17 protein-coding genes are annotated in these 20,815 nt (G+C 64.6%); 6 read left to right on the plus strand and 11 right to left on the minus strand.

The window, feature by feature from the left end:
* Positions 1-61: 61 nt before the first annotated feature.
* The 4 genes from G6P88_RS14525 to G6P88_RS14540 are packed head-to-tail and all read right to left on the minus strand — an operon-like array spanning position 62 to position 4,022.
* The gene (locus G6P88_RS14525; RefSeq protein WP_165323805.1) at positions 62-1,972 is read right to left on the minus strand and encodes an asparagine synthase-related protein; all 1,911 of its coding nucleotides are present in this window, start codon (positions 1,970-1,972) and stop codon (positions 62-64) included.
* A 3-nt stretch (positions 1,973-1,975) separates the two neighbouring features.
* The gene (locus tag G6P88_RS14530) at positions 1,976-2,242 is read right to left on the minus strand and encodes an HPr-rel-A system PqqD family peptide chaperone (protein WP_165323806.1); all 267 of its coding nucleotides are present in this window, start codon (positions 2,240-2,242) and stop codon (positions 1,976-1,978) included.
* 58 nt (positions 2,243-2,300) lie between these two features.
* Complete coding sequence (locus G6P88_RS14535; RefSeq protein ID WP_165323807.1) at positions 2,301-3,143, minus strand: sulfotransferase domain-containing protein; 843 nt, start codon at positions 3,141-3,143, stop codon at positions 2,301-2,303.
* 12 nt (positions 3,144-3,155) lie between these two features.
* The gene (locus G6P88_RS14540) at positions 3,156-4,022 is read right to left on the minus strand and encodes a hypothetical protein (protein WP_165323808.1); all 867 of its coding nucleotides are present in this window, start codon (positions 4,020-4,022) and stop codon (positions 3,156-3,158) included.
* Between the two features lie 367 nt (positions 4,023-4,389).
* On the opposite strand from G6P88_RS14540, the gene G6P88_RS14545 reads away from it, so the two are divergent.
* From G6P88_RS14545 to G6P88_RS14565, 5 genes are all read left to right on the plus strand, one after another.
* On the plus strand, positions 4,390-4,554 hold the full coding sequence (locus tag G6P88_RS14545; RefSeq protein WP_165323809.1) for a hypothetical protein: 165 nt from the start codon (positions 4,390-4,392) through the stop codon (positions 4,552-4,554).
* Between the two features lie 122 nt (positions 4,555-4,676).
* Complete coding sequence (locus G6P88_RS14550) at positions 4,677-5,846, plus strand: sugar-transfer associated ATP-grasp domain-containing protein (protein WP_165323810.1); 1,170 nt, start codon at positions 4,677-4,679, stop codon at positions 5,844-5,846.
* A 119-nt stretch (positions 5,847-5,965) separates the two neighbouring features.
* Positions 5,966-6,475 carry a sigma-70 family RNA polymerase sigma factor gene (locus G6P88_RS14555; RefSeq protein WP_226946575.1) on the plus strand — a complete coding sequence of 170 codons (510 nt, stop codon included), beginning with the start codon at positions 5,966-5,968 and terminating at the stop codon, positions 6,473-6,475.
* Between the two features lie 3 nt (positions 6,476-6,478).
* Complete coding sequence (locus G6P88_RS14560) at positions 6,479-7,450, plus strand: FecR family protein (RefSeq protein ID WP_165323812.1); 972 nt, start codon at positions 6,479-6,481, stop codon at positions 7,448-7,450.
* Positions 7,451-7,519: 69 nt separating this feature from the next.
* Positions 7,520-9,970 (plus strand): TonB-dependent receptor, encoded by a 2,451-nt coding sequence (locus G6P88_RS14565; RefSeq protein ID WP_206335783.1) that lies wholly within the window; start codon positions 7,520-7,522, stop codon positions 9,968-9,970.
* Between the two features lie 19 nt (positions 9,971-9,989).
* On the opposite strand, the gene G6P88_RS14570 is transcribed toward G6P88_RS14565, so the two are convergent.
* The 3 genes from G6P88_RS14570 to G6P88_RS14580 all read right to left on the minus strand — a co-directional run bounded on the left by G6P88_RS14570 (position 9,990) and on the right by G6P88_RS14580 (position 14,790).
* The gene (locus G6P88_RS14570) at positions 9,990-11,813 is read right to left on the minus strand and encodes a M14 family metallopeptidase (protein WP_165323813.1); all 1,824 of its coding nucleotides are present in this window, start codon (positions 11,811-11,813) and stop codon (positions 9,990-9,992) included.
* Between the two features lie 177 nt (positions 11,814-11,990).
* Entirely contained in the window at positions 11,991-14,216 is a 2,226-nt protein-coding gene (locus tag G6P88_RS14575) for a TonB-dependent receptor (RefSeq protein ID WP_226946576.1), read from the minus strand.
* A gap of 79 nt (positions 14,217-14,295) precedes the next feature.
* Positions 14,296-14,790: a hypothetical protein gene (locus G6P88_RS14580; RefSeq protein WP_165323814.1), complete on the minus strand. Its 495-nt coding sequence runs from the start codon at positions 14,788-14,790 to the stop codon at positions 14,296-14,298.
* Positions 14,791-15,078: 288 nt separating this feature from the next.
* Here G6P88_RS14580 and G6P88_RS14585 point away from each other — a divergent pair, with 288 nt between their 5' ends.
* Entirely contained in the window at positions 15,079-15,729 is a 651-nt protein-coding gene (locus G6P88_RS14585; RefSeq protein ID WP_165323815.1) for an EthD domain-containing protein, read from the plus strand.
* Positions 15,730-15,750: 21 nt separating this feature from the next.
* Here the strand turns inward: G6P88_RS14585 and G6P88_RS14590 are convergent, their stop codons facing one another.
* The 4 genes from G6P88_RS14590 to G6P88_RS14605 all read right to left on the minus strand — a co-directional run bounded on the left by G6P88_RS14590 (position 15,751) and on the right by G6P88_RS14605 (position 20,812).
* Complete coding sequence (locus G6P88_RS14590) at positions 15,751-17,121, minus strand: aromatic ring-hydroxylating oxygenase subunit alpha (RefSeq protein WP_165323816.1); 1,371 nt, start codon at positions 17,119-17,121, stop codon at positions 15,751-15,753.
* Between the two features lie 593 nt (positions 17,122-17,714).
* A complete protein-coding gene (locus G6P88_RS14595) occupies positions 17,715-18,320 on the minus strand; it encodes a hypothetical protein (protein ID WP_206335784.1) in 606 nt (201 codons plus the stop codon).
* An 89-nt stretch (positions 18,321-18,409) separates the two neighbouring features.
* A complete protein-coding gene (locus G6P88_RS14600; protein ID WP_165325211.1) occupies positions 18,410-19,063 on the minus strand; it encodes a glutathione S-transferase family protein in 654 nt (217 codons plus the stop codon).
* 327 nt (positions 19,064-19,390) lie between these two features.
* A complete protein-coding gene (locus tag G6P88_RS14605) occupies positions 19,391-20,812 on the minus strand; it encodes a methyl-accepting chemotaxis protein (protein WP_165323818.1) in 1,422 nt (473 codons plus the stop codon).
* Positions 20,813-20,815 lie beyond the last annotated feature (3 nt).

Consider the following 20,815-nt stretch of genomic DNA (forward strand, 5'->3'; position numbering starts at 1 on the left):
CCCGAGATCCGCATTCGCACATCGCTGCCCTATGCACAATCGAGACAGCCGGAACGCGGCGCTATGGTGTCGAAGTGACGCCCGAGGCGCCCTTGTCCCGGTCGTCTTCGACAAGAGCCCTGTCCGCGAGCTCCCGGGCGAGGATCAAGGCTTCGATCGTGAAGCCGGTGCTCCATGGCGAGGTTCCAATGATGCGGGTGCCGCGCGATGCGCGGTCGGCGATTTCATCGGACGTCGGTATTCGCTCCAGTCCCGCCCGCAGGGCCTCGAGATCGAACATCTCCGAGAGGATCGGAAGCGCGAGCGCCTGCAGGCGCTCGAACTCGGCCAGCAGCGTGGATCGTCGCGCGGCGTAAAGCATGAAGCGCTGATCGAACAAGCCGACTTTGGCTTCGGTCGTCCGCAGGCGTTCGGGCAGGATGCCGCGCATGGCCTCCCGAAAGGGCTGGCGGGCATATCCGTCGGCCAGAAGACGGTGCATCGGCAACGACAGGATGAAGTCGACCACGCGGCGATCAAGCATCGGAAAGCTGACCGCAATGCCGTGGCGGGCGGCAAGAATGGAGTAATAGGTGCAGCGCGACGGGATATGGTGATCGGCAAAGGCGCGCACGCGATCTTCTGCGCGGTTGCTGTGCAGCGTGGGCCGCAGCCGTCGCGTCCGCACGCGTTCGGCCATCGTTGGCGCGAGGTAGCGCATGACGCCGGCCTTGTCGTCGAACATGCCTACGCGCTTTTGCCCGAGACCGCGCGGAAGGACCGGTGACACCAGCTGGCGGTAGGCGACCCGCAGCAACGAGATGTCCGCCCGCTTCGCCCTCGCCCGTAGTTCGCGTAGAAGGGATGGCCAACGGCCGCTTCGCAATAAGGCAAGATAGGGTCGGGCGCCGTTGTAGGTCGCGCCTTCGTCTCCACCGACGCCGCTCAGCAGTCGGTCCGCACCGAAGGCGGCGGCAGCTTCCATGATCCGGTCGTCGCCCCCGCCGATCGCGCTGCAGGGCCAGTCGGGGTCGCTTTTGTCGCCGGGCATCGCGACGTCGTCGCCGACATAAAGATGGTCGATGCCGGGTTCCTGCCGCAGCACGTCGGCTATCAGCGGGCGCTCGTCGAGCCCGGCCGGACCGATCGCTTCGGCTGTCGCCCGACTGAGCGCAAAGACCCTGCAGCCGGGCCGTTGCCGACCGGCGCGCGCTGCGAGTACGCTTATCGCCGAACTGTCCAGTCCGCCGGTCAAATGGCAAGCCACGGGCCCGCTATTGGGCATGCGCGCGGCGACCGCTTCCTCGATCAGCGTTCGCAGCGTGGCTGCCGCCTGTTTGGGCGTCCCACGCCATCGCCCTACCTGTGACGGGTCCGGCCGATAGGCGCGATGCGGCTGCGGTGGACCCTCGTCGGCCGGGCTTATGCGCAGGCTGTGCCCGGCCTCGAGATAGCGTATGTCGGCAAAGCCGCTGTCCGAGCCGGAAAAATAGGTCTGGGAGGCCTTTGTCGCCAGGCCAACGAGGTCCGGCGCCGGAGAGGCCAACCCCGAAGCATGCAGCCCTTTGGGCAGGCTGGCAAAGGCGAAATGACGCCCGGCCGACCATGTCCAGGCAAGTGGCCTGGCTCCGATGAAGTCGCGCCCCAGCCACAGGGCCTGCCGCGTTCTGTCCCACAGGGCGACGCCGAAATCGCCATCCAGCCGGTCCGGAAAATCGGTTCCATGATCCTCGATCGCGCGCAACACCTCGTCCTCGATGGTTCCAGTCGGACGATCGAGCCTCAAATCGGCCGCCACGATCCAGCCGTCCCGCTCGGAGAGTGCGGCTTGGTCATCCGAGAAGTCGAGGATCAGCAGTCCGGCCGGGCCGTCGATGCGATGGGCGCGCGAAGGCCGGAGGCCGGATGGCGTCATAGCCGCCGCCATCAGCGCGAGCATGTCCTCCGTCGCCGAACTGCCGTCGAGCTGGAGGATTCCGGCGATCAGCCGCATCGCTCAGATTTCGACGATCAGGCTGCGGTCACGCAAATTCGAGATGAACGATGATACTTCTTTCCGGCATTCGTCCCGAGACACGTCGAATTCGTCCACCAGCCGATCCACCAGGGCTGCTTCGTCGGTCGGTTCCGCGAGAATTTCCCATATCCGTGCCGCGACCGGATTGAGCGAATGGTAGCGGCCGGTTTCGGCGTTCAGCAGCAGCATCGTGTCTTCAACGTCCGCTCCGAACACGTCTTCGCGCCGATGGAGTTTGCCAGCCATGATTGTCTTCTCCTCCAATGCTTGCCGCCTTTCCTGTCGGTAGAACGATTTAGTCGGCTTAGGATTTATCTGCGATTTCATACCCATATGCGGTCATGATGTCGGCAAAATGGTCCTCGATTCTGCGCAATTGATGGGGCTTCAAAATTTCCCGCCAGCCGCCGGCCTGTCCCGCCCGGAAAAAACGCTCCTGTCCAGGCCGGGCTTCCCGAAATCCCTTGCGCGCTTCCTGTCGCTGCAATTCATCGAAGCTGCCGTGGGCCACAGCCCTGTGGATCTCCATCTCATCCGCCTGTCCGCCCAGAAAATCGACGATCGAACGCAGACAGTTGAAGGTATCGGCGTGCATCGATTCGTAGCGCACCACCATGACTGGAATCAGGCGTTGAGAGGCCCATCCGACAACATGCGTTCTCCAATCGCCCATGAAGCAAGGAAGCACGGCGCGGCCAGTCGAACTGGCGTTCCTGTCGACCATCTGCGTGATCGTGTCGTCGATCGACAGGCCGGCATGATAACTGAACGATATGGCCACGTCGCGGGGATCGCGTATGATGTAGAGAACGCGTCGCGCAGAGGCGCCCAGCGTCAGTTCGCCTTCCGGGCTCCAGAATTGGTCATGGGTCTTGCAGAAAAAGGGATGGCTAACGTCTTGCGCTGCAAAGTCGCAGTGAATCGGCCGCATGATCCCGAGTTCGCGGCTGTCGAGCAGATCGGGATCGACCAGCATATCGTCGGCAAATCGCCACCGACCCATCAACGTGTGGGGTTCGGACAAGTTGTTTATGTCGGCCGGCTCGTCTCTTCCCGACAGGAGATTGGCCAGAAGGATCCGCGTCCAGGTGTTGCCGGATTTCGGATAGGAAGCGAGCCATACCAGACCGCCGGGGAAGGCTGCCACCGGCTGCGTTCCTCAGCGCAGGCCGGCCCAGTGGGCCTTGATCATCGAGACGGTGTCGTCGAGGGCATCGAACTTCGCCGCGCGATGGAGCAGGAACACGTGGGTGGACGACAATAGTCGAAAGGTCTGCGCGGGGATCTGGCCCCGGTGTGCATAGGCCAGGGCGACGCGCCGTCGGTAGCTGTTATGAAGCAACGCCTGCGCTGCCTCCAGATTTGGGAGCTGGCTTATGCCCGGCGGTGCGGCGGCATGTGAACCTGCGATCATGTAGATCGCTGCGACCGGGGCCGAGTCGATTGAAGCTTCCGGCCCGCCGCCCACCGATATGTGATATTTATCGATGCGGCGCCGAACGCGCGAGCCAGTGGCGTCTGTCAGGCCGGTCTGGCCAATACTGTCGGGATACAGGCTCAGGAACCGGCCATCGGCAATAGCCCGGGGCACAGCGGAATCTGACATGTCGATCGAACAGACGTCGTCGGCGAGGAAGGAGGCCCCCGCCTGAACCAGGGCTGCGGCAAGCGTGGATTTGCCGGCCCCGCTGTCTCCGCAGAACAAAAAGGCCCGTCCGTCATGCACCACGGCCGAGCCGTGCAGCAGCATGGCGCCGCGTTGGTAGAGGATAGCCGCCATGGCCGTGCCCGTGACGAAGACTGCAATATCGTCGAGAACGGCGCCTGGGGCTGGGCACAGGGTCAGTCGAGCCCCCTCTTCGCAAAGAAAGCGCCCGATTTCGGGCAGTTCCAGCAGAAAGCTTCGTTCATTCGCCGCCCAGTTCGGGCCGCGATGGGAAATATGAGGCAGGCGTTCTGGCACGACACCCAGTCGAAAGACGACATCGGTGTTCTTGAAATCCTCGATAGGAAGGGGGGCGCGCATCGGCAGCTCGAACTCGGAGCCGATCGACAGACCAGAGATGCGATAATGATAGGGAAGCGGGCGGTCTGTTTCTGGCATGGGAACGCGATGCGAGCGCCCCGCGGAAAAAACAAGTCAGGAGAGCGCCTCGCGTCTGAACCGGAGGTCGGGTTATCGGCGCAGGCAAAGTTTCGAAAGCATGGGCTCTGATCACGCGGCGTTAATCAGGGAGGCTCCCCGAGGAGCCTTGTCGTCGAGCGGTTTCTTGCCAAGTCGAATGAAGGATTCATCAGCAGGCCGGCATTTTGAGTTCTGCTTGATTGCATCGGCGGTTGCGTGCGGGTACCATGTTGCATGTTGCATGTTGTACAGTTGCTAGGAGCTCGTGATGCGCAAGGACAATCGTCAAGACGAGATGCGGGACCTGGATGGCCAACAGCCCCGCAAAATCTGGTCGGCTCCAGCTATCGAAGACGCGGATATCAGTGCGCTTACCCAGGGGCGTGGCACCTCTGGGGTCGAGGGCAGCAGTTTTCTCAAGCCCGGTTCCTGATGCCTCGGTAAAAAAGAGGTGTCCGCGCGCTGGCGGACACTCAATTTTGGACGCGGCTTGGTGAAGTTGTCGGCTCCGCCGAGCATATTGATCTTTGGGACAATGCCTGTCCTGTGGCAGCCATGATCGGCATGGCACGGCGGTTTTGGCGCAATCTGCCCTTGGATGGCCAGGGGCTTGGCCGCCCGATACACCCGACATTATCCCCTCTCAGCCGATGGGCCTCGCGCGAATGGCGGCGTGAGCGTGCGTCCTCGCTGCACGGGGCGGTGGGGCTCGCCAGCCGGCTGCTGTGGTGCATCGCTGCGTTGTTCAAGGCCCTGCGCTTCTCGCGGCTGGTCGGGCAGGCGTCGTTTCCCGGCCTGTATCGGGACTGCCTGCAAACCGGTGCCACGCCGCTCGAAGCCCATGTCTGGCGCTCCCTTCACGCGACACCCCATCCGCTGCCCGCCCGCGCCGCAGCATTTCTCCAGTCCCGGCTCGGTGCGCCGGAGGCACATGGCCTTCTTGCCGATAAGCTGGAAACCGCGACCGTCCTGTCAGGCGCTGGCATCCTGGTTCCTGAATTGATCGGCATGGTCGAGCGGGGCGGGGCGGTCGCGCTCCCCCTGACGACGGCAATGCATCGCCCGCTGTTCTTGAAGCCGAGGCATGGCCATGGCCACCGCCACGCTTTCTCGCTTGAGCCAAAGGGTGGGGAATGGCTCATTGATGGAAGGATCATTTCCGAACCTGACCTGCATGCCCGTCTCCAACGCGCGGCCAACGAAGATGATCTCCTGATCCAGGAGCGTCTGGTGGCCACCTCCGATCTGGCCGATCTCGCCGTAGCTGGCCGGGCGCCCGTCCTGCGGCTTGTCACCGCCCGGATGCCCGACGCCGAGCCCTTCCTGCATTCCGCACTGCTGACCGTCGGTGTCCCCGACCGAAATCCAGCCCACTTTCTGGAGGGCGCGGTGCATGTGCCGGTCGACGGCGCAACGGGCCGGATGCTGCGCGGACTAGTCCTCTCGCGGCCGGACGAGCGGCTTGATCGGTTACCCTGGAACGCTGCGGTGCTGACCGGGCGACCGCTACCGGACTTCGACCGCGCGGTGGAGGCCGCGCTCACTGCCTTGCGTGCGCTTCCACCGCTCCCCCTCGTCCACTGGGACGTGATCCTGGCCGGGAGTGGGCCCGTGTTTCTCGAAGGCAATAGCAGCGGCAACTGGATCATCGCTAGCCTGCCCGCTTTGGAGGGGGAGACCGCCTGCGATCTCGCCGACCTGCTTGCCCGCTGGCGACCCTGTTAAGCCCGTTCGCTCATTGCGCTGCTCCAATACTCCGCTATTGAAAATCATTCGCAATGTTAATATCGCCGTTTTGCCGGATCGATGATAGCTTCTGTCGCCGGCTGTCGTCCGGGGGTCGCGTGAACGCCGCAACTGCAAGATTGGAGATCGCCTCTCTCTATGAGTCCCATGCGGACTGGTTGCATGGCTGGCTGCGGCGGCGCACGCGTTGCTCCCATCACGCGGCCGATCTCGTGCAGGATACCTTCTGTCGTCTCATAGAGCGGCCCCACCTCGCACCGCCGGTCTCTCCCCGCAGCTATCTCGCAACCGTCGCGCGCCGCTTGCTCATCGACGACGTCCGCTCGCGGGAGGTTGAGCGTGCCGTGCTGGAGGCCTGCGCCATCGCAGGGGCGGGGGTGAATGGCATCACGCCGGAGAGAATCGAGGAAGCGATCCAGTTGCTCGCGGCGGTGGCGAAGCTCCTCGACGCCCTACCACCGGAAACCCGAGCTGCCTTCCTGCTGCGCCGGCTCGACGGTCTGGAGCAGAAGGAGATTGCCGAAAGGCTGGGAATCTCGCTGAGCACCGTCAAGCGGCACATCGCCACCGCCTATGCGCGTTGCTATGCGATCGCCTATGCGGACTGAGTGATGTCCTCCTCCGACATGGCGCCGACGCCGGACATGATCGAGGCTGCGGCCCGATGGGCGGCGCTGCTCGACGCCGGTGATCTCGACCCCGCCGAGCAGAAGGCGTGCCGCGACTGGTGCGCCGAGCATCCGCTGCATCGGCGTACGCTGGAGCGGATGCGGGCCTTCGATGCCCGGGTGGCGAAGGCTGAGAATTTCGAGCGGGAAGCGCTTCGCAGCATCGTGGACAGGCGGCGTCGCCGCCGGCCGGGTGTGGCGCTGCTCGGCCTCGTCCTGTCGATCGGGATCGGCTGGTCCGCGATGCGGGCCGACAGCCTGCGCGATCTTTTCCCGGATTACCGGACCGGCCCGGGCGAGATTCGCAGCGTCGCGCTCGGCGACGGGAGCGAAATCGTGATCGACACCGATGGCGCGGTTCGGGTCGATATAGGGGAAGACCTGCGACGGGTGCGCCTCATACGCGGGCAGCTTCTCGCGAGCGTCGCCAAGGACAAGCATCGGCCGTTCGTCGTTCGGACGCCCGATGGCACGGCCATGGCGCTCGGCACCCGTTTCGTCGTCCGCCGCGAGCCTGGTTACACCGTCGTGACGGTCGTCGAGTCACGCGTCAAGCTGTGCCCAGGCGATGCTCCGGAGGAGCGCGCTTGCCGCGTCCTGACAGCCGGCGAACGCGCGCGGATCAGGCCGACCGGCATAGAGATGGAAGCCCGGGTCGACCCTTCTTCGGCTGCGCTTTGGTCGAGCGGCTGGCTGGAAGCCGACGATCAGGACGTCACCGCCGTGCTGACCGAACTGGCCCGGTACAGCGCGAAGCCGCTTCGTTTCGATGCTGGCGCCTTGCGGGGCATCCGGGTGACCGGCAGCTATCCCTTGCGCGACATGGATCGATCGATCGAGGGCGTGGCGCGGACAGCCGGCCTGACGGTTCGCCGAGATGCCGAGGGTGCAATCATCTTTTCCCGCCGGCCCTGACGTTTGTTTGAGCCGTTTCGGATTCTCGCCCGTCCCCTTTGTGAAAGTGACTGACAATAGGGGTTCGGCATGTATCGTTTCGGAAACAGCATCGTCCGTGGCGCAGTCGCGCTGGCACTGGTCACCGGCGGCGGACTGGTCGGCGCGGGGCAGGCACTGGGCCAGGTCCAGGCCCCCGCCCAGGCGGTGCGCAGCTTCGACATTCCCGCCGGTTCGCTCGGCTCGGCCATTGCGCGCCTCGGGCGGCAGGCCGGGGTGATGGTGACGGCCGATGCGGCCTTGGTGCGCGGCCGCCGGACCGGGGGCTTGCATGGCAGCTACACACCGGAACAGGCTCTGAACGCGCTTGTGGCCAGCAGCGGACTGGTGGTTCGGCCGGACGGCAAGGGGGGCTTCAGCGTCACGGGCTCATCCTTGCCCGCCCGCCGCCCGGCGCCCCGCGCATCGGCCCGCGCGGACGCACGGCGTGCGACCGATCCGAGCGAAGCGCGCGATCCCGACCTGATCGTCGTCTATGGCGCCCGTGAGACCTCGGCCCTGGCCAGCGTCGCGTCGAGCGTCGGCGTGATCACAGCCACGGACCTGGAAAATGGCCAGATCCGCACCACGCAGGACAGCTTTCGTCGCCTTGCCAATGTGATGGACGCCGCCTTCACCAATTCCGGCTTCATCATTCGCGGTCTCAGTTCGGAAGGCTTTACCCCGGCAGGGGCGCCGACCGGGTCGCTCTATGTCGATGGCGTGCTGCAGACGCGCTACGGGGCACGCTTCGGTGCCCGCAATCTGTGGGACACCGAGCAGGTCGAGGTCTATCGCGGGCCGCAGTCCACCTTGAGCGGCCGTGCCGCCACGGCAGGCGCGATCTATATCAAGACCAAGGATCCGACTTTCGGGCATGAAGCGGAGCTGTCGGCCTTGGCCGGCAATCGCGATTTTCTGGGCGGCGCCTTCGTGGTGAACATGCCGGTCGTCGCCGACCAGGTCGCCATCCGCGTCTCGGGCTCCTACCAGCGCCAGGATACGGACGTCAGCTATCCTCGCTATCGGGACTATGCCAATCTCGACGACTTCCGCACCGAACTGAGCGGAACGATCCGGGCCAAGCTGCTGCTTACGCCCTCGGCAATGCCCGATACGCGCGTGCTGCTCACCTATGCCTATTCGCATGACCGCCCCAATGAGCGGCTGATCTTCGAAAACAGCGCGTTCACGCTGAAGGATCGGCGGGGCGACGGCTATAATTACAGCGGGATCCTGCTCGACACCTTCGCGGAGTTCCGGGGGATCAAGGTCCATAATGCCGGGCTCGAGATCACTCATGACCTGTCCGACGCGCTTCGCCTGACCTCGCAGAGCAGCTACACGCATGGCACCACCACCCGCCGCTCCGTCGATGCGGGCGAGCCCGGCGTCCCCGACGGCATGCGCGGCACCGTCGTCGATCAGCTGCTGTCGCAGGAACTGCGGCTCAACTATAAGGGCGAGCGCTGGACCTGGGTGGCAGGGCTGTTCGGCAGCCACCAGAAGTTCGACTCCGACCTCAGCCTCATATCGACGCCCTTCTTCACCAATCTCGACGAAATCTTCGTCCGCAAGACGAACAACCTCGCCCTGTTCGGCGAGGCGACCTTCGAGGTCGTTCCGACGTGGCACCTTACCGTGGGCGGGCGGCTCGATTATCTCGAGGAGGAGACGACGGAGGTGTCGGACAGCATCTTCGTCGGCGCGCCGCAGCTTTTCAGCAACTTCAGCAAATTCGACGAGACCAACGCCGTGCCGAGGATCGGCATAGCGAAGGATCTGTCGGACAGGCAGCGGCTGGGCTTCACCTATTCGCAAGGCTTCCGAACCGGCGGTTATTATCTCGACCGCGATACGGGGAAGAACGTCTATTATGATCCGGAATCGGTCCGGAATTACGAGCTGTTCTACAAGGGGAGATTGCTTGGCGGGCGGATGACCCTGAACGCCAATCTCTTCTACACCGAATATGACGACCAGCAGGTGGAGATCGCGCCGGATTCGTCACGGCCCGGCTATACGGTCACCGCGAACGCGGCGTCCTCGCGCAGCTGGGGCCTGGAGATCGAGCCGACCCTGCGCGTGAACAGGGACCTGTCGCTCTTCGCGTCGGTCGGATATCTCGACACCCGGTTCAAGAGCTTCAATACCGCCGCCTTCGGCGACCTGTCGGGCGAGCAGTTCCCCGATGCCCCCGAATGGAGCCTGGCCTTCGGCGGCCGCTACGAATTTCTCGGCGGCTTGTTCGTGGGCGGAGACGCCAAATATACGTCGAGCTACAACGCCCAGCTCGGCGAGGGGCGCCCGGACAGGATCGGCTCGCGTGTCCTGGTCAACGCCCAGATGGGCTATCGGCAGGAGCGCTGGGAGATCACGGTGTTCGCAGAAAATCTGCTGAACAAGCGCTACCTCACCTTCGCCGATCGCGATGCCGCTTCGGTCTATGGGCAGGCGGGTCCTCGGCGGACGCTCGGCATCAACGCCAAGGCGCGCTTCTGACGGCGCGCGCCGCCGACCCTCACTGTCCCGCCAGTTCGCGTCCCACCGGATAGAGCAGGTAGCGCGCGTCATAGTAGCGCGTGTGGGCGTAGAACCAGCCGAGGCGGGCCTGCGGGTCGGCGGCGAAGGCCGGGTCTTCGACGAGCTTCTTCTCGAACGCGGCCTTGAGGTCCGGGTCGCGCTGCAGCATCGCGTCGGCCATCGGCGCGATGACATAGCCTTCGATATATTCGGTGCGCTGGAGCAGCGCGGGGAAGAAACCCCAGGCGAACAGCGAATCCTCTCCCTGCGGCTCGAGCAGCATCGTCGCCAGCGCGCCCAGCGGCTGGTCGGTCGGCACGCGCACCGACCCGGCGGGGTAGGTCTCCTGCCGCCGCTCATGCGCGAAGCCGGCCGCATGGACCATCACGCGGCCCTCGGTAGACGTGGCGTCGAGCTTGGGATCGGCCACCCGGATCATGTCGACTTCGATCGTGCGCGGCGCGTCGATCGTCTCCATGCGGATGCCGTGGCGGCGCAGCCGGTCGATCACATCGCGGTCGACCGCCGACACCCAATAGGCGGCGGGCGGGGTCACCGTCACGTCAGGCTCCGACCCGTAAAGAGGAACAACGGCGGCGGGTGCCGGCTTGGCGAGCCAGCGGACCTCCTCGGCCCCCGACGCAGGCGAGGTGTAATAGTCGGCCTGCATCGGCAGGAAATCGATGGTGCGAACGGGGTCGGCCTTGCTCTTCCAGGCGATAACCTCGGGGCCGGTCGCCTTGCGGTCGGCGGCGATCGCGGCCTTCAGCGCGGTGCCGTCGCTGGCGAGCGTCTTCAGCGTCTGTTCGAGCAGCACATAGGTGCCGAGCACGCGCCGGCCAAAGGGCTTGAGCGAATGATTCTCCACCAGCACCGCCGGCATATGCCGCAGATCGCCATAGCCGTGCGAGAAGCGTGACGGGAAAGCGGGCAGCATAAGCCCCTTTTCGGGATGGCGATCATCGGCAGCGAGGATCAGCGGCCCCGGCACATGGCCCGCGCCCTTCAACCCGGCATTGGCCTGGCCGCGATAGACGCTCTCGAACCAGCGGTTGATCGCAGGCGACTTGGTATATTGCGGCTCCTGCCAGCCGAAGGTGATGTCATATTGGAAGTCGAGCCCGTCGGAGACGTGCAGGTCCATGTAGAGCGTCGGGTCGAACCGGTTGAACAGGCCCAGCATCGCCTGCATCTCGGGCGCGTCGGCCTTCATGTAATCGCGGTTGAGGTTGATGTTCTGCCCGGTCGTACGCCATCCCTGCGACACCGGCCCGCGCTGGTTGGGTCGGTTATAGGCGGAGCTTCGCTCATGCCCGTCGAGGTTGAAGATCGGCACGAAGACGAAGTTGACGCGGTCGAGCAGCCCGACCTTGCCGCGCAGCGCGATGTCGCGCAGCAGCATCATGCCGGCGTCCTTGCCATCGATCTCGCCCGAATGGATGCCCGCCTGCACCAGCAGCAGCGGCTTGGACGGATCGAGCGTGGCGCCGTCCTTGCTGGCGACGACCAGCAGCATGTCGCGGCCTTGCGGCGTCTTCGCGAAGCGTTCGACGCGGATCAGCGGCGAGGCGGCTGCGAGCCGGTCGAGATAGGCCGCCGTTTCGGCATAGGTCGCGGTTGCTGTCAGGCCGCTGTTCTCGGCGGGGGTGATCCAGGGATCGTTTGGCTTGACGGCCAGCTTCTCGCTCTTCCCGTGCCAGGCCGGGACCGGGGGCAGCGGCGCCCTGTCGGGATCGGCGGCCGTTGCGGCGGCCATGGTGGCGCTTACGAGGGTCGAAGCGGCGACGAGGAGCGAGAGGAGGAAACGCTGGTCGGTCTTCATCGGCGTCGGTGTCCTTCGAGCAAGCTGGCGGTGCTGGAGCCGTTATCGCGGTCTGCACGCATAGCATGACCGAGGCGTGCAGGCGGAAGAGGGTGAGGAAGACGTTTCCTGCCGGAAACGCATATGGCCCGCCGCCGCCGGGAGGCGACGACGGGCCAGCATGGGCTGGTCAGTGGATCAGAACTTCCACGTCACGCGGGTGCCGATGTTGCGCACCGACGGCTCGACATAGAGGCCGCCAGCGAACGCCTTTTCATAGGCATTGGTGAAGTACTTGTTCTTGAACACATTCTCCACGAACGCCTGCACCTCGACATTGCCGCGAGTAAAGCCGGCGCGCAGGTTCCACTGGTTGAAGGCGGGAACCTTGTACGGCCAGATGTTGTACAGGAGCGCGGCCTTGTCCGAGTAGATCGAGCTGCGATAGACCCACTCCGCACGGACGAAGCTGTCGAAGCCTTCCGCCGGGGTGAAGTTATATTCGCCGAAGCCGCTCAGCGTCCACTTGGGCGAGTTCGGCATGCGCCTGCCCGACAGGTCGATGATCTGGCCGTCGATGAAGGCGTTCTCATATTTGCGGAACTCGGCGCTGAGATAGCCGACGGTGCCGCCCACCTGCAGGTCGCGCGTCAGCTTGAACGTCGCATCCGCCTCGGCGCCGTAGCTGCGGGCCTTGGCCGCATTTTCGATGCCCGAGATGAAGGTGATGTTGCCGGCTGCGTCGGCGCGGGCCACCGCGAACTCGGTCTGGAGATTCTTCCAGTCCATGTAGAAGGCGGCGACGTTGAACAGCAGGCGGCGATCGAACGCCTGCGTCTTGAAGCCGACCTCATAGTTCCACAGGCTTTCCGGCGCGTAGGAGGTGTCGTTGATCAACGGATTGATCTGGACGCCGCCCGCCTTGAAGCCGCGCGATACGGTCGCATAGAGGTTGGTGCGATCGGCCAGCTCATAGGCGACGGTCACGCGCGGCGAGAAATTGTTGAAGCTCGCGCTGTCGTCGACCACGCCGTTGACGCCGCCGGTCGAGGTGTTGAGCTGCGCGACGGTCACCTTCTCATGGGTGTAGCGGCCGCCGAGCGTTACCGAGAGGGCGTCGTTCAGCTTGTACACGCCTTCGCCGAAGATCGCCCAGCTTTCGGACTTGCCGCGGTTCTGGGTCGAGGTGATCTGCAGGTCGGCGGGCAGGCCGAAGGGGTTGTCGGCACCGGTGAAGGTGAACTGGTTGATGTTGCCCTTGTCGGTCGCATAGAGCGCGCCGATGGTCCAGCTGAGCGGGCTGCCATTGTCGTTCGACTGCAGGCGGACTTCCTGGCTGAACGAGGACCGGCTGATCGGCTTCGTCTCGTAGTAATAGTCCTTGCTGGAGCCGTCGATATCGCCCTGCAGGAACTGCTTGGAGTGGATGTAGCCGGTGATGCTGGTCAGCGTGGCGAAGTCGAAATCCCACTTCGCACGGCCGGTGAAGTAGTAGAACTCCGTGCCGATCTTCTGCGGGCGGTTGAAGTTCACTTTGTTGTCGTTGTCGGGGAAGAAGCCGACGCCGTCGGGATCGGCGACCGGATTGGTCACGCCCGGATAGACGACCTGCAGCGCGGTATAGCCCAGCACGCCCGAGGGCACGCCGACGCGCATGCCGACATTTTCCTTGGTGTAGACGCCGGTCAGGTCGACCGTCAGACGGTCGGTCGGCGTCAGGCGGAGCATCGCCTTGCCATATTTATAGTCGGAGTCGTTGCCGCCGCCGATCGGGTTGATGTTCTTGATGTTGCCGTCGCTCTTCGACAGGCGGCCGACCACCCGGATCGCCGCCTTGTCGGTGACGATCGGCACGTTGACGACGCCGTGCACGTCGAGCGTGTCGAAGCTCGAATAGCCGATCGAGCCTTCGCCCTCGAACTCCTGGGTGTTCGCCTGCTTGGTCGTGATGTTGATCGCGCCGCCGACCGAGTTGCGACCGAAATAGGTACCCTGCGGCCCGCGCAGCACTTCGATCCGGTCGATGTCGACGATCTCGGGGTTCACGGTGCCGGTCGAGACGTTGAACTCGTCGATGTAGAAACCGAAGGTGCTCGTCCTCGGGATGGCGTCGGCGCTCAGCTGGTTGGTGATGCCGCGGATGCTGATTTCCTTGCGGTCGCGCGCACCGGTCGAGGTGAAGCTGACGTTCGGCGTCTGCGAGAAATAGTCGTCGATGCCCTGGACGTTCTGGCGAGTGATCGCCTTGTCGTCGAACACGGTCAGGCTGATCGGCACGTCGGTCGCCAGCTGCTGGCGACGCTGCGCGGTGACGACGATGTCGCCGTCGGCGCCATTGGCGTCGGCGGCAGCTGTCTGGGCCATCACGGGCGCGGCAAAGGATATCCCGGCCAGCAGCAGCTGGACGAAGGCAGAGCGTTTCATGTCATTCCCTTTTGGAAGAACCGGTCGGCATGCCGCCGCCGGCTTGTGGTGCGGCCCGTATAACGGGCCTTGTATCAGGTCACTTGCCGGCGATTGGGCCCGGTTGACCGTCGATGCTGATGAAGTTGACGAGGGCAATCTTGCCGTCGCGGATCTCGGCATAGCCCATCACCATCGAATGGCTGGTCTTGCCCTTCTCGACGGCTTCCTCGAGGTGATAGGTGAAGATCTTCGACCCGTCGGGCGAGGAGAAAGCCTCTACGAAGGGCACTTTGATCTCGACCGCTTCAACACCCTTCTGGATCATGCGGAAGCGCTCGGTGAGGTTCTGGATGCCGGCTGCGCGATTGGTGCCGTTGATGCGCAGCACCGCGTCGTCGGTGAAATAGCGGCTGAACGCCTCGACCGTGAAGCCGTTCGGATCCTTGATCGCCTGGTTCCACCAGATGAACATCCGCGACAGCACGTCGTCCTTAACGGGTGCGGAGAAGGTCTGCTCGGCCGCCGCAGCGCCCGCGGGATGGAGGACCGTTGAAAGCGCCAGCGCGGCGGCTGCGGTCAGGATCGTCTTCATTTCGGCCAACCCTCTCTGATGATGGCGCAAAAAGACGGTGCGCAAGACAGTTACCGTCGTTGGGAAACAGCCTTGTAACATTTCATTGCGTCGAGCAATGCGGGTTCCTGCCTGCGATCGTTGCGTTTAGGACAACATTACAGAAAGTTAATGTGTAAAAGACGCAAATCTGCGGCCGCTCTTGCCGCAAGGGGCTCTCTCCCCTCTCCTTAGTCAGTGGTGCGTCGTCGTCCCCGATCGGCCACGCTGAGCAGACCGGCACGACCGGAGCGCGCAGGAGAGAGAGCCATGAGCAGCCGACCACCCGGCATCCCCACCACGCTCGCCTTTCTCGTCCTCTCCGATCCGGGCGAGGTCGACCCGACGCTGTTGTCCGCGTGCACCGGATGTGCGGACCTCCACGCCTGGCGCGCCTTGCCCCGCGACCTGCTCGGTCCGAGCCCGCAGGGCGCTGCCGGTCCGGGCACGGGCTATGATCTGGTGCTCGAGGCGGTCGGTTCTGCCGCCGCCGATCGGCTGGCGGTCGCGCTGGCGGCGGCGACCGGCCTCGATCGGGCGAGGTCGCTTGCCTTCGTCGGAACCGGCTATGAGATCGTCGGGGGCGAGGGCGACGTTGCGCTGTTCTGCCCGCTCGTTCGCCTGGGCCATCTCACCGCCGCCGGTTTCCAGCGCTACTGGCTAGACGTCCATGCCGATTTCGGCCGGCGCAACCCGGTCAACGGCTATCGCCAGATCCACCCGCGCGGATCGGCGACGCAGCCGGCCGGTCTGCCCGATGCGCCGTTCGATGGTGTCGCCCAGGCGCTGTTCGCCGACCTTCCCGCGATGCAGGCGCGCCTCGCCTCGCCCGACATTGCGGGTGACGCCTATGAGGACGAGCGTCGTTTCATCGACCACGCCCGCTCGGCCTTCCTGCCTTTCGTCCGCATCGCGCCCTGAAGGCTGCTGGCGGAAGTAGGGTCAGCGCTTCCCTTCGACATAGCGGTCGAGCTCGGCATGGAAATGGCCGATGCGCTGCTCCTGTTCGGACAGGATCGATCCGCGGAAGAAGCGGCTTTCGATCGCGCGCTGCACCTCGGCGAACAGGCTGCTGTCCTGGTCGAACACTTCGCCCAGCCCGCCCTCGCGCCAGTCGATATGCTGGATCTCGGCCTTTTCCCGGCCCGAAATGTCCCAGCCCTCGGGCAGTCCCATATAGGCGGGCGGCAGGATTTCGGGGCTTTCCTGCGGATGCATCATGACGATCACATCGAAGATGAACTTGCGCGGGTCGGTCGCGTGCGGCCGGAAATAGAGCATCGACACGCCCTCCGGATGGATACCCATCTGGATGTTCGGGAAGATCGCATAGTTCCAGTCGTCGGTCAGCTGGTTGTCGAGGAAGCCGGAATAGTCGAGCCCCAGCGCCTCGGCACGTTTGCGCTTTGCCGCCTGGACCGCCTTGCGGACGTCGCTCTTGTCGCCTGAAAAGCTGTCGGGGTCGATCCCGACTTCGATCATCGTCGCGCGCAGCCCGGCGTTCAACCCTTCCTGGCCCATGCGCGGGCTTTCGGTCGCGAACTTGGTCACCATCCGGCTCATGCCGTTGGGATAGAGGTCGATCTGCGCATTATAATCGTTGAACACCGGCAGGATCTGCGGGTGAATCGCATGGACATGATAGGCCTCGTTGAAGCCGTCGACCCCGATCTTCCAGTTCGCTTCCCACACGGCCTGCACCCGGCGCATGATCCGCATGTCCTTCAGCCGATAGGGCCGCGCATGGGCGGGTAGCGGTCCCAGCGTCTCGATCAGCGGCGGGGCCTTTTCGTCCATGTTGATGAAGACGAAGCCTTCCCAGCTTTCGCAGCGGACCTCGGCCAGGTCCATCGGCCGGCATAGCGCCTCGGGGCGAAAGGTCTCGCGGTCGGTGACGCGCGCGACCTTTCCGTCCAGCCCGAAATTCCAGTTGTGGAAGGGGCAGGTGAAGCCGCCGGGCCGCGAACCTTCCTCGTCCGATACCAGCCGGTTGCCGCGATGCGGGCAGACATTGGCATAGGCCCGGATCGCCCCCGTCTCGTCGCGCGTGACGATGAAGCTCTCGCGGCCGATCTCGAAGGTGACATAGTCGCCCGCGTCGGGAATGTCCTCCTCGCGCGCCGCCCAGTTCCACACGCGGGGCCACAGCAGCCGGCGTTCCGCCTCCATATAATCGGCCGAGTAATAGCGCTCGGGCGAGATCGGCGCGCAGCCATTGTCGATATAGGGCGCCTTGGCTTCATAGCTGTCGGCCGGCGCCTCGGGATTGACCGGCCAGGTCAGACGATGATCATAACGGCCGTCTTCGGTCATGCACCCATCTCCTGATTGCGCCCGGCGGACATTCTTCCGCTTCGGGAAGGGGCTGGCACGACCGGCCTTGCCCGCCCGCGCCGCCGGTCCGCATTCTCCGCTGTCGGAAAATACAAACATGCATGTCTGTTTTATCGTTATGGGCTGCGCGTGGCCAGCCCCGTTGCGACGAACGGCCGACCGGGGCGTCCGGGCGCGGCCCAGGCGCTGCAACATCCTGCAACAATCTGACAAATCCAGGCAAAATGACGCGGCTCTAGTCGGAATCGCTGTTCACCTACGGGGGCAGTGGCGGATGCGTGAAAGTGCCAGTTCACGCGTGACGGTCTGATCGCCGTCGGATGTCGGGTGGTCGTCCGGCCTCCCCGCCGGCACAGCTTGGCCTGGGCCTTCAGGACTCGAGGATGGTCACCGACGGCCGGCAGCCGCAGATGAGGCTGTCGCTGTCAGCATGTCTATTGATCGTCGATCGGGGGAGGGGGCGACCGTCTTGCGGTCGGCCTATATGCTGCGCGTTGGCGGTCTGATCCCCGCCAGGCTGATGGTCGTTCAGCCGATCGGTCCGGTTGCCGGGCCGTTGCGCGCGTCGTCGGTCAAGCGGTCTTATCGACCAGCAGCGACGAGTAGTTCGAGCCGGACGAGGTTCCGCCCGACGTATAGACGGAGTTTTCAGCGGTCGACTTCGACAACTGCTCCAGGAATGTCATCAGCGCTTCGACCGCGTCCTCGCGAGCATCGGCCAGGCTCGTCGTCGAATCGTCGCTGGTCTCTTCGTTCGCGGGGGGAGGAGGGGGCGGCCCGCCCGGGCCACGAGGCCCGCTCATGCCGTCTATGGCGAAGGCTTCGCCGTCCTGCTCGCCGCTCGCATCCGCGACCTGTCCGCCGGCGGGGCCGTTCCTGGCGGCATTGTCCAGAAACTCGCGCAGCTCGGCTGCCTGCTCTTCGGTGAGCTTGCCGTCCGCGACCTCCTGGTCGATCAGGCCGCTCACCTTTTCCTTGATCGCGCTCGGATCCATGCCCGGCTTGGGCGGTCCGCTCGACTTCATCACGCTGTCGATGTCGTCCAGGGCACTGCTCAGGGCGGTCTGGTCTTCCGCCTTGACGGTGCCCGCCGTGACCGCCGACTGAAGCTTGGACTTCAGTATGTCGTTCATGGACGGCATGGACATGCGCGACATGCTTCCGCTGATGGATGTCATGTGCGTGGTCCTCATGGGCGTTATTGCCCACGGATTTCCTAGGCATTTCATGGTTAACCGATCGTTATGCGGTCCGGCCTTGCGTCCGGTCAGTCGCGATCGGGAGCGCCGAGCGGGAAATAATGGCGATATTTGCGCGCTTCCTCGACCGCTCGCGCGAAGGACGGCCGTTCGAGCAGTCGGCTGCGATAGGTCCGCAAGACAGGAAAGGCCCCGCCGATCGGGTGGACCCAATCGGCATAGAATAGCGCCGGCGCGGCCGCGCAGTCGGCCAGCGAGAAATCGTCGCCCGCCGCCCAGCGGCGCCCGTCGATCCGGGCCTCCAGCCAGCCATAGGCGGTCTCCAGCGCAGCGGCGGCGGTCCTCTTTGCCTCGTCGAGCCGGTCTGGCCGCTCCCGCAGCGATTCGTTCACCGCGCCCTGCATCGCGTTCATCACATGGTTGTCGAATATGCGATCGAGCAGGCGCGCCTCCAGCGCCGCTGCGGGATCGTCGGGCAGGAAGCGGACCGCGCCGCGATGGTGCAGGTCGAGATGCTCGATGATGATGCTCGTCTCGGCGATGCTGCGGTCCCCGTCGACCAGCAGCGGAAACTTGCCTATCGGCCAGCGCGCACGCAACGCATCGCCGGCCCCCGGCTCCTCCATGTGGCGATAGGCGAAGGGCGTATCATTCTCCCACAGAGCGATCAGAACCTTCTGACTGTAGGAGGAAAAGGGGTGGGCATAGAGCGTCAGCGACATGGGCATCCTCCGTATCGGCTCGCTATCATGATCCTATCGGCGCGACCGACGACCATATCATGCATGGTCCGGCGTCACGCGTCACCGGAATGGAGCCACTTCGGACAGGATTGTAAGCTGGCCGGCATCCTGAAACATTGCGGCGGCGACGGAGGGAGCCGGCTCTGTCACAAGTGGGCCGCCGTCTGTCTTCCGGCCCGCGCCGCCTATCCACATATATGCCGACTTAGGTCGCAAGCAGGTCGCCCCTGCCCTCGGTGGAGAGGCAGGGGCGTTCGGTTGGTGGGCCGTTGACCCACAATATCGAGGGCAGCGCCGCGCGCCGCGTCAGAATGCGTGCCAGTCCTCTGTGGGGGCTGCCGAGCCGCGCCTGCCTACCGCCGCGAGCTGAAGGGGCGGGCGAACAGGCGATGCATTCCGTGCGACCAACTTCCGCGCCTGCTGCGTACCGACCTGGAAGCGGGACACCGTCCCCATCAGGCTGCCGGCTTCATCGTTCAGGGACGAGGCGGCGGCGGTCGCCTCTTCTACCATGGCGGCATTTTGCTGCGTGACTTGGTCGAGCTCCAGAACGGCGGCATTGACTTGGCCGAGACTGGCAGATTGGGACTCCGCAGCCCGCGCAATAGCAGACACCAGTTCGCTGACATCAGCGATCTTGGCGCTGATCGTCTGCAGCGAGGCGCCCGCCGCAGTCACCAATTGCACGCCGCTCGCCACCTCGGTAACGCTGCCATTGATCCGCCCGGCTATGTCCTTCGCTGCGTCCGCCGCTCGTTGCGCCAACGCACGCACCTCGCTTGCGACCACCGCGAAGCCGCGGCCGGAATCGCCGGCGCGGGCTGCCTCCACGCCGGCATTCAGCGCCAGGAGGTTGGTCTGGAAGGCGATGCCATCGATGACGTTGATGATCTTTGCGATCTCGCGTGACGCATTCTGGATACTGCTCATCGCCTCGACCGCGTCGCGGGCGATCTGGCTACCGTGCGTGGCTTCTTCGCGTGCCTGCTCGACCGCCGCGTCCGCCCGCGCCGCATCGGCGGAGGTGGCGGCAACAGTGGAAGTGATCAGCCCGACCGAAGCGGCAGCCTCTTCGAGATTGGCGGCCTGCATCTCTGTTCGCCGGGCGAGTTCGTCGGACGCCTTCTGAATTTCCTGGGCGCCGGTGTGCACGCCTCGCGTGGCGTCGCTGGTCGCTGACAGTGCCTCGTCCAGAGAGGCGATGGCCTCGTTGAAATGCTGCCGCAGCTCCTCATAATCCTCCGGAAAAGGTTCGTTCAGCCTCGTCGTGAGATCGCCGGAGGCGAGAGCGCCGAGCGCGCCGGCCAGCGCCCCGATTACCGTCCGTTGCGCCTCTCTCGCGACATGTTCGGCTTCCGCAGCGCGCTGAACCTGCAGCGCATTGTCGCGAAAGGCGGACATTGCCGTGGTCATCCGGCCGACACAGTCGCGGTGCTGGGTGAACCGCACCTCGCTGTCCAGATCACCCTCCGCCAGCGCTTCCATACGCACCACCGTGGTGACGTAAGGATCGCAGATCAGCTTCTTGAACAGAAAGGTGAATCCGGCGATCGTGGCACCGATCGTCGCGACGGCCACGGTTTCTAGTGACATCGGCGCCGACCCCGACAGGAGCAGTGCAGCCAGACCTGTCGCAGCGATCGAAGCATTGACCATCGCAATGATGTTGAACTTTAGTCTTATGGGCGCATCCGCCACAAACCATCTGATCATTTCCAGCTCCTGCACTCC

Source organism: Rhizorhabdus phycosphaerae (assembly GCF_011044255.1).
Classification (GTDB): Bacteria; Pseudomonadota; Alphaproteobacteria; order Sphingomonadales; family Sphingomonadaceae; genus Rhizorhabdus; species Rhizorhabdus phycosphaerae.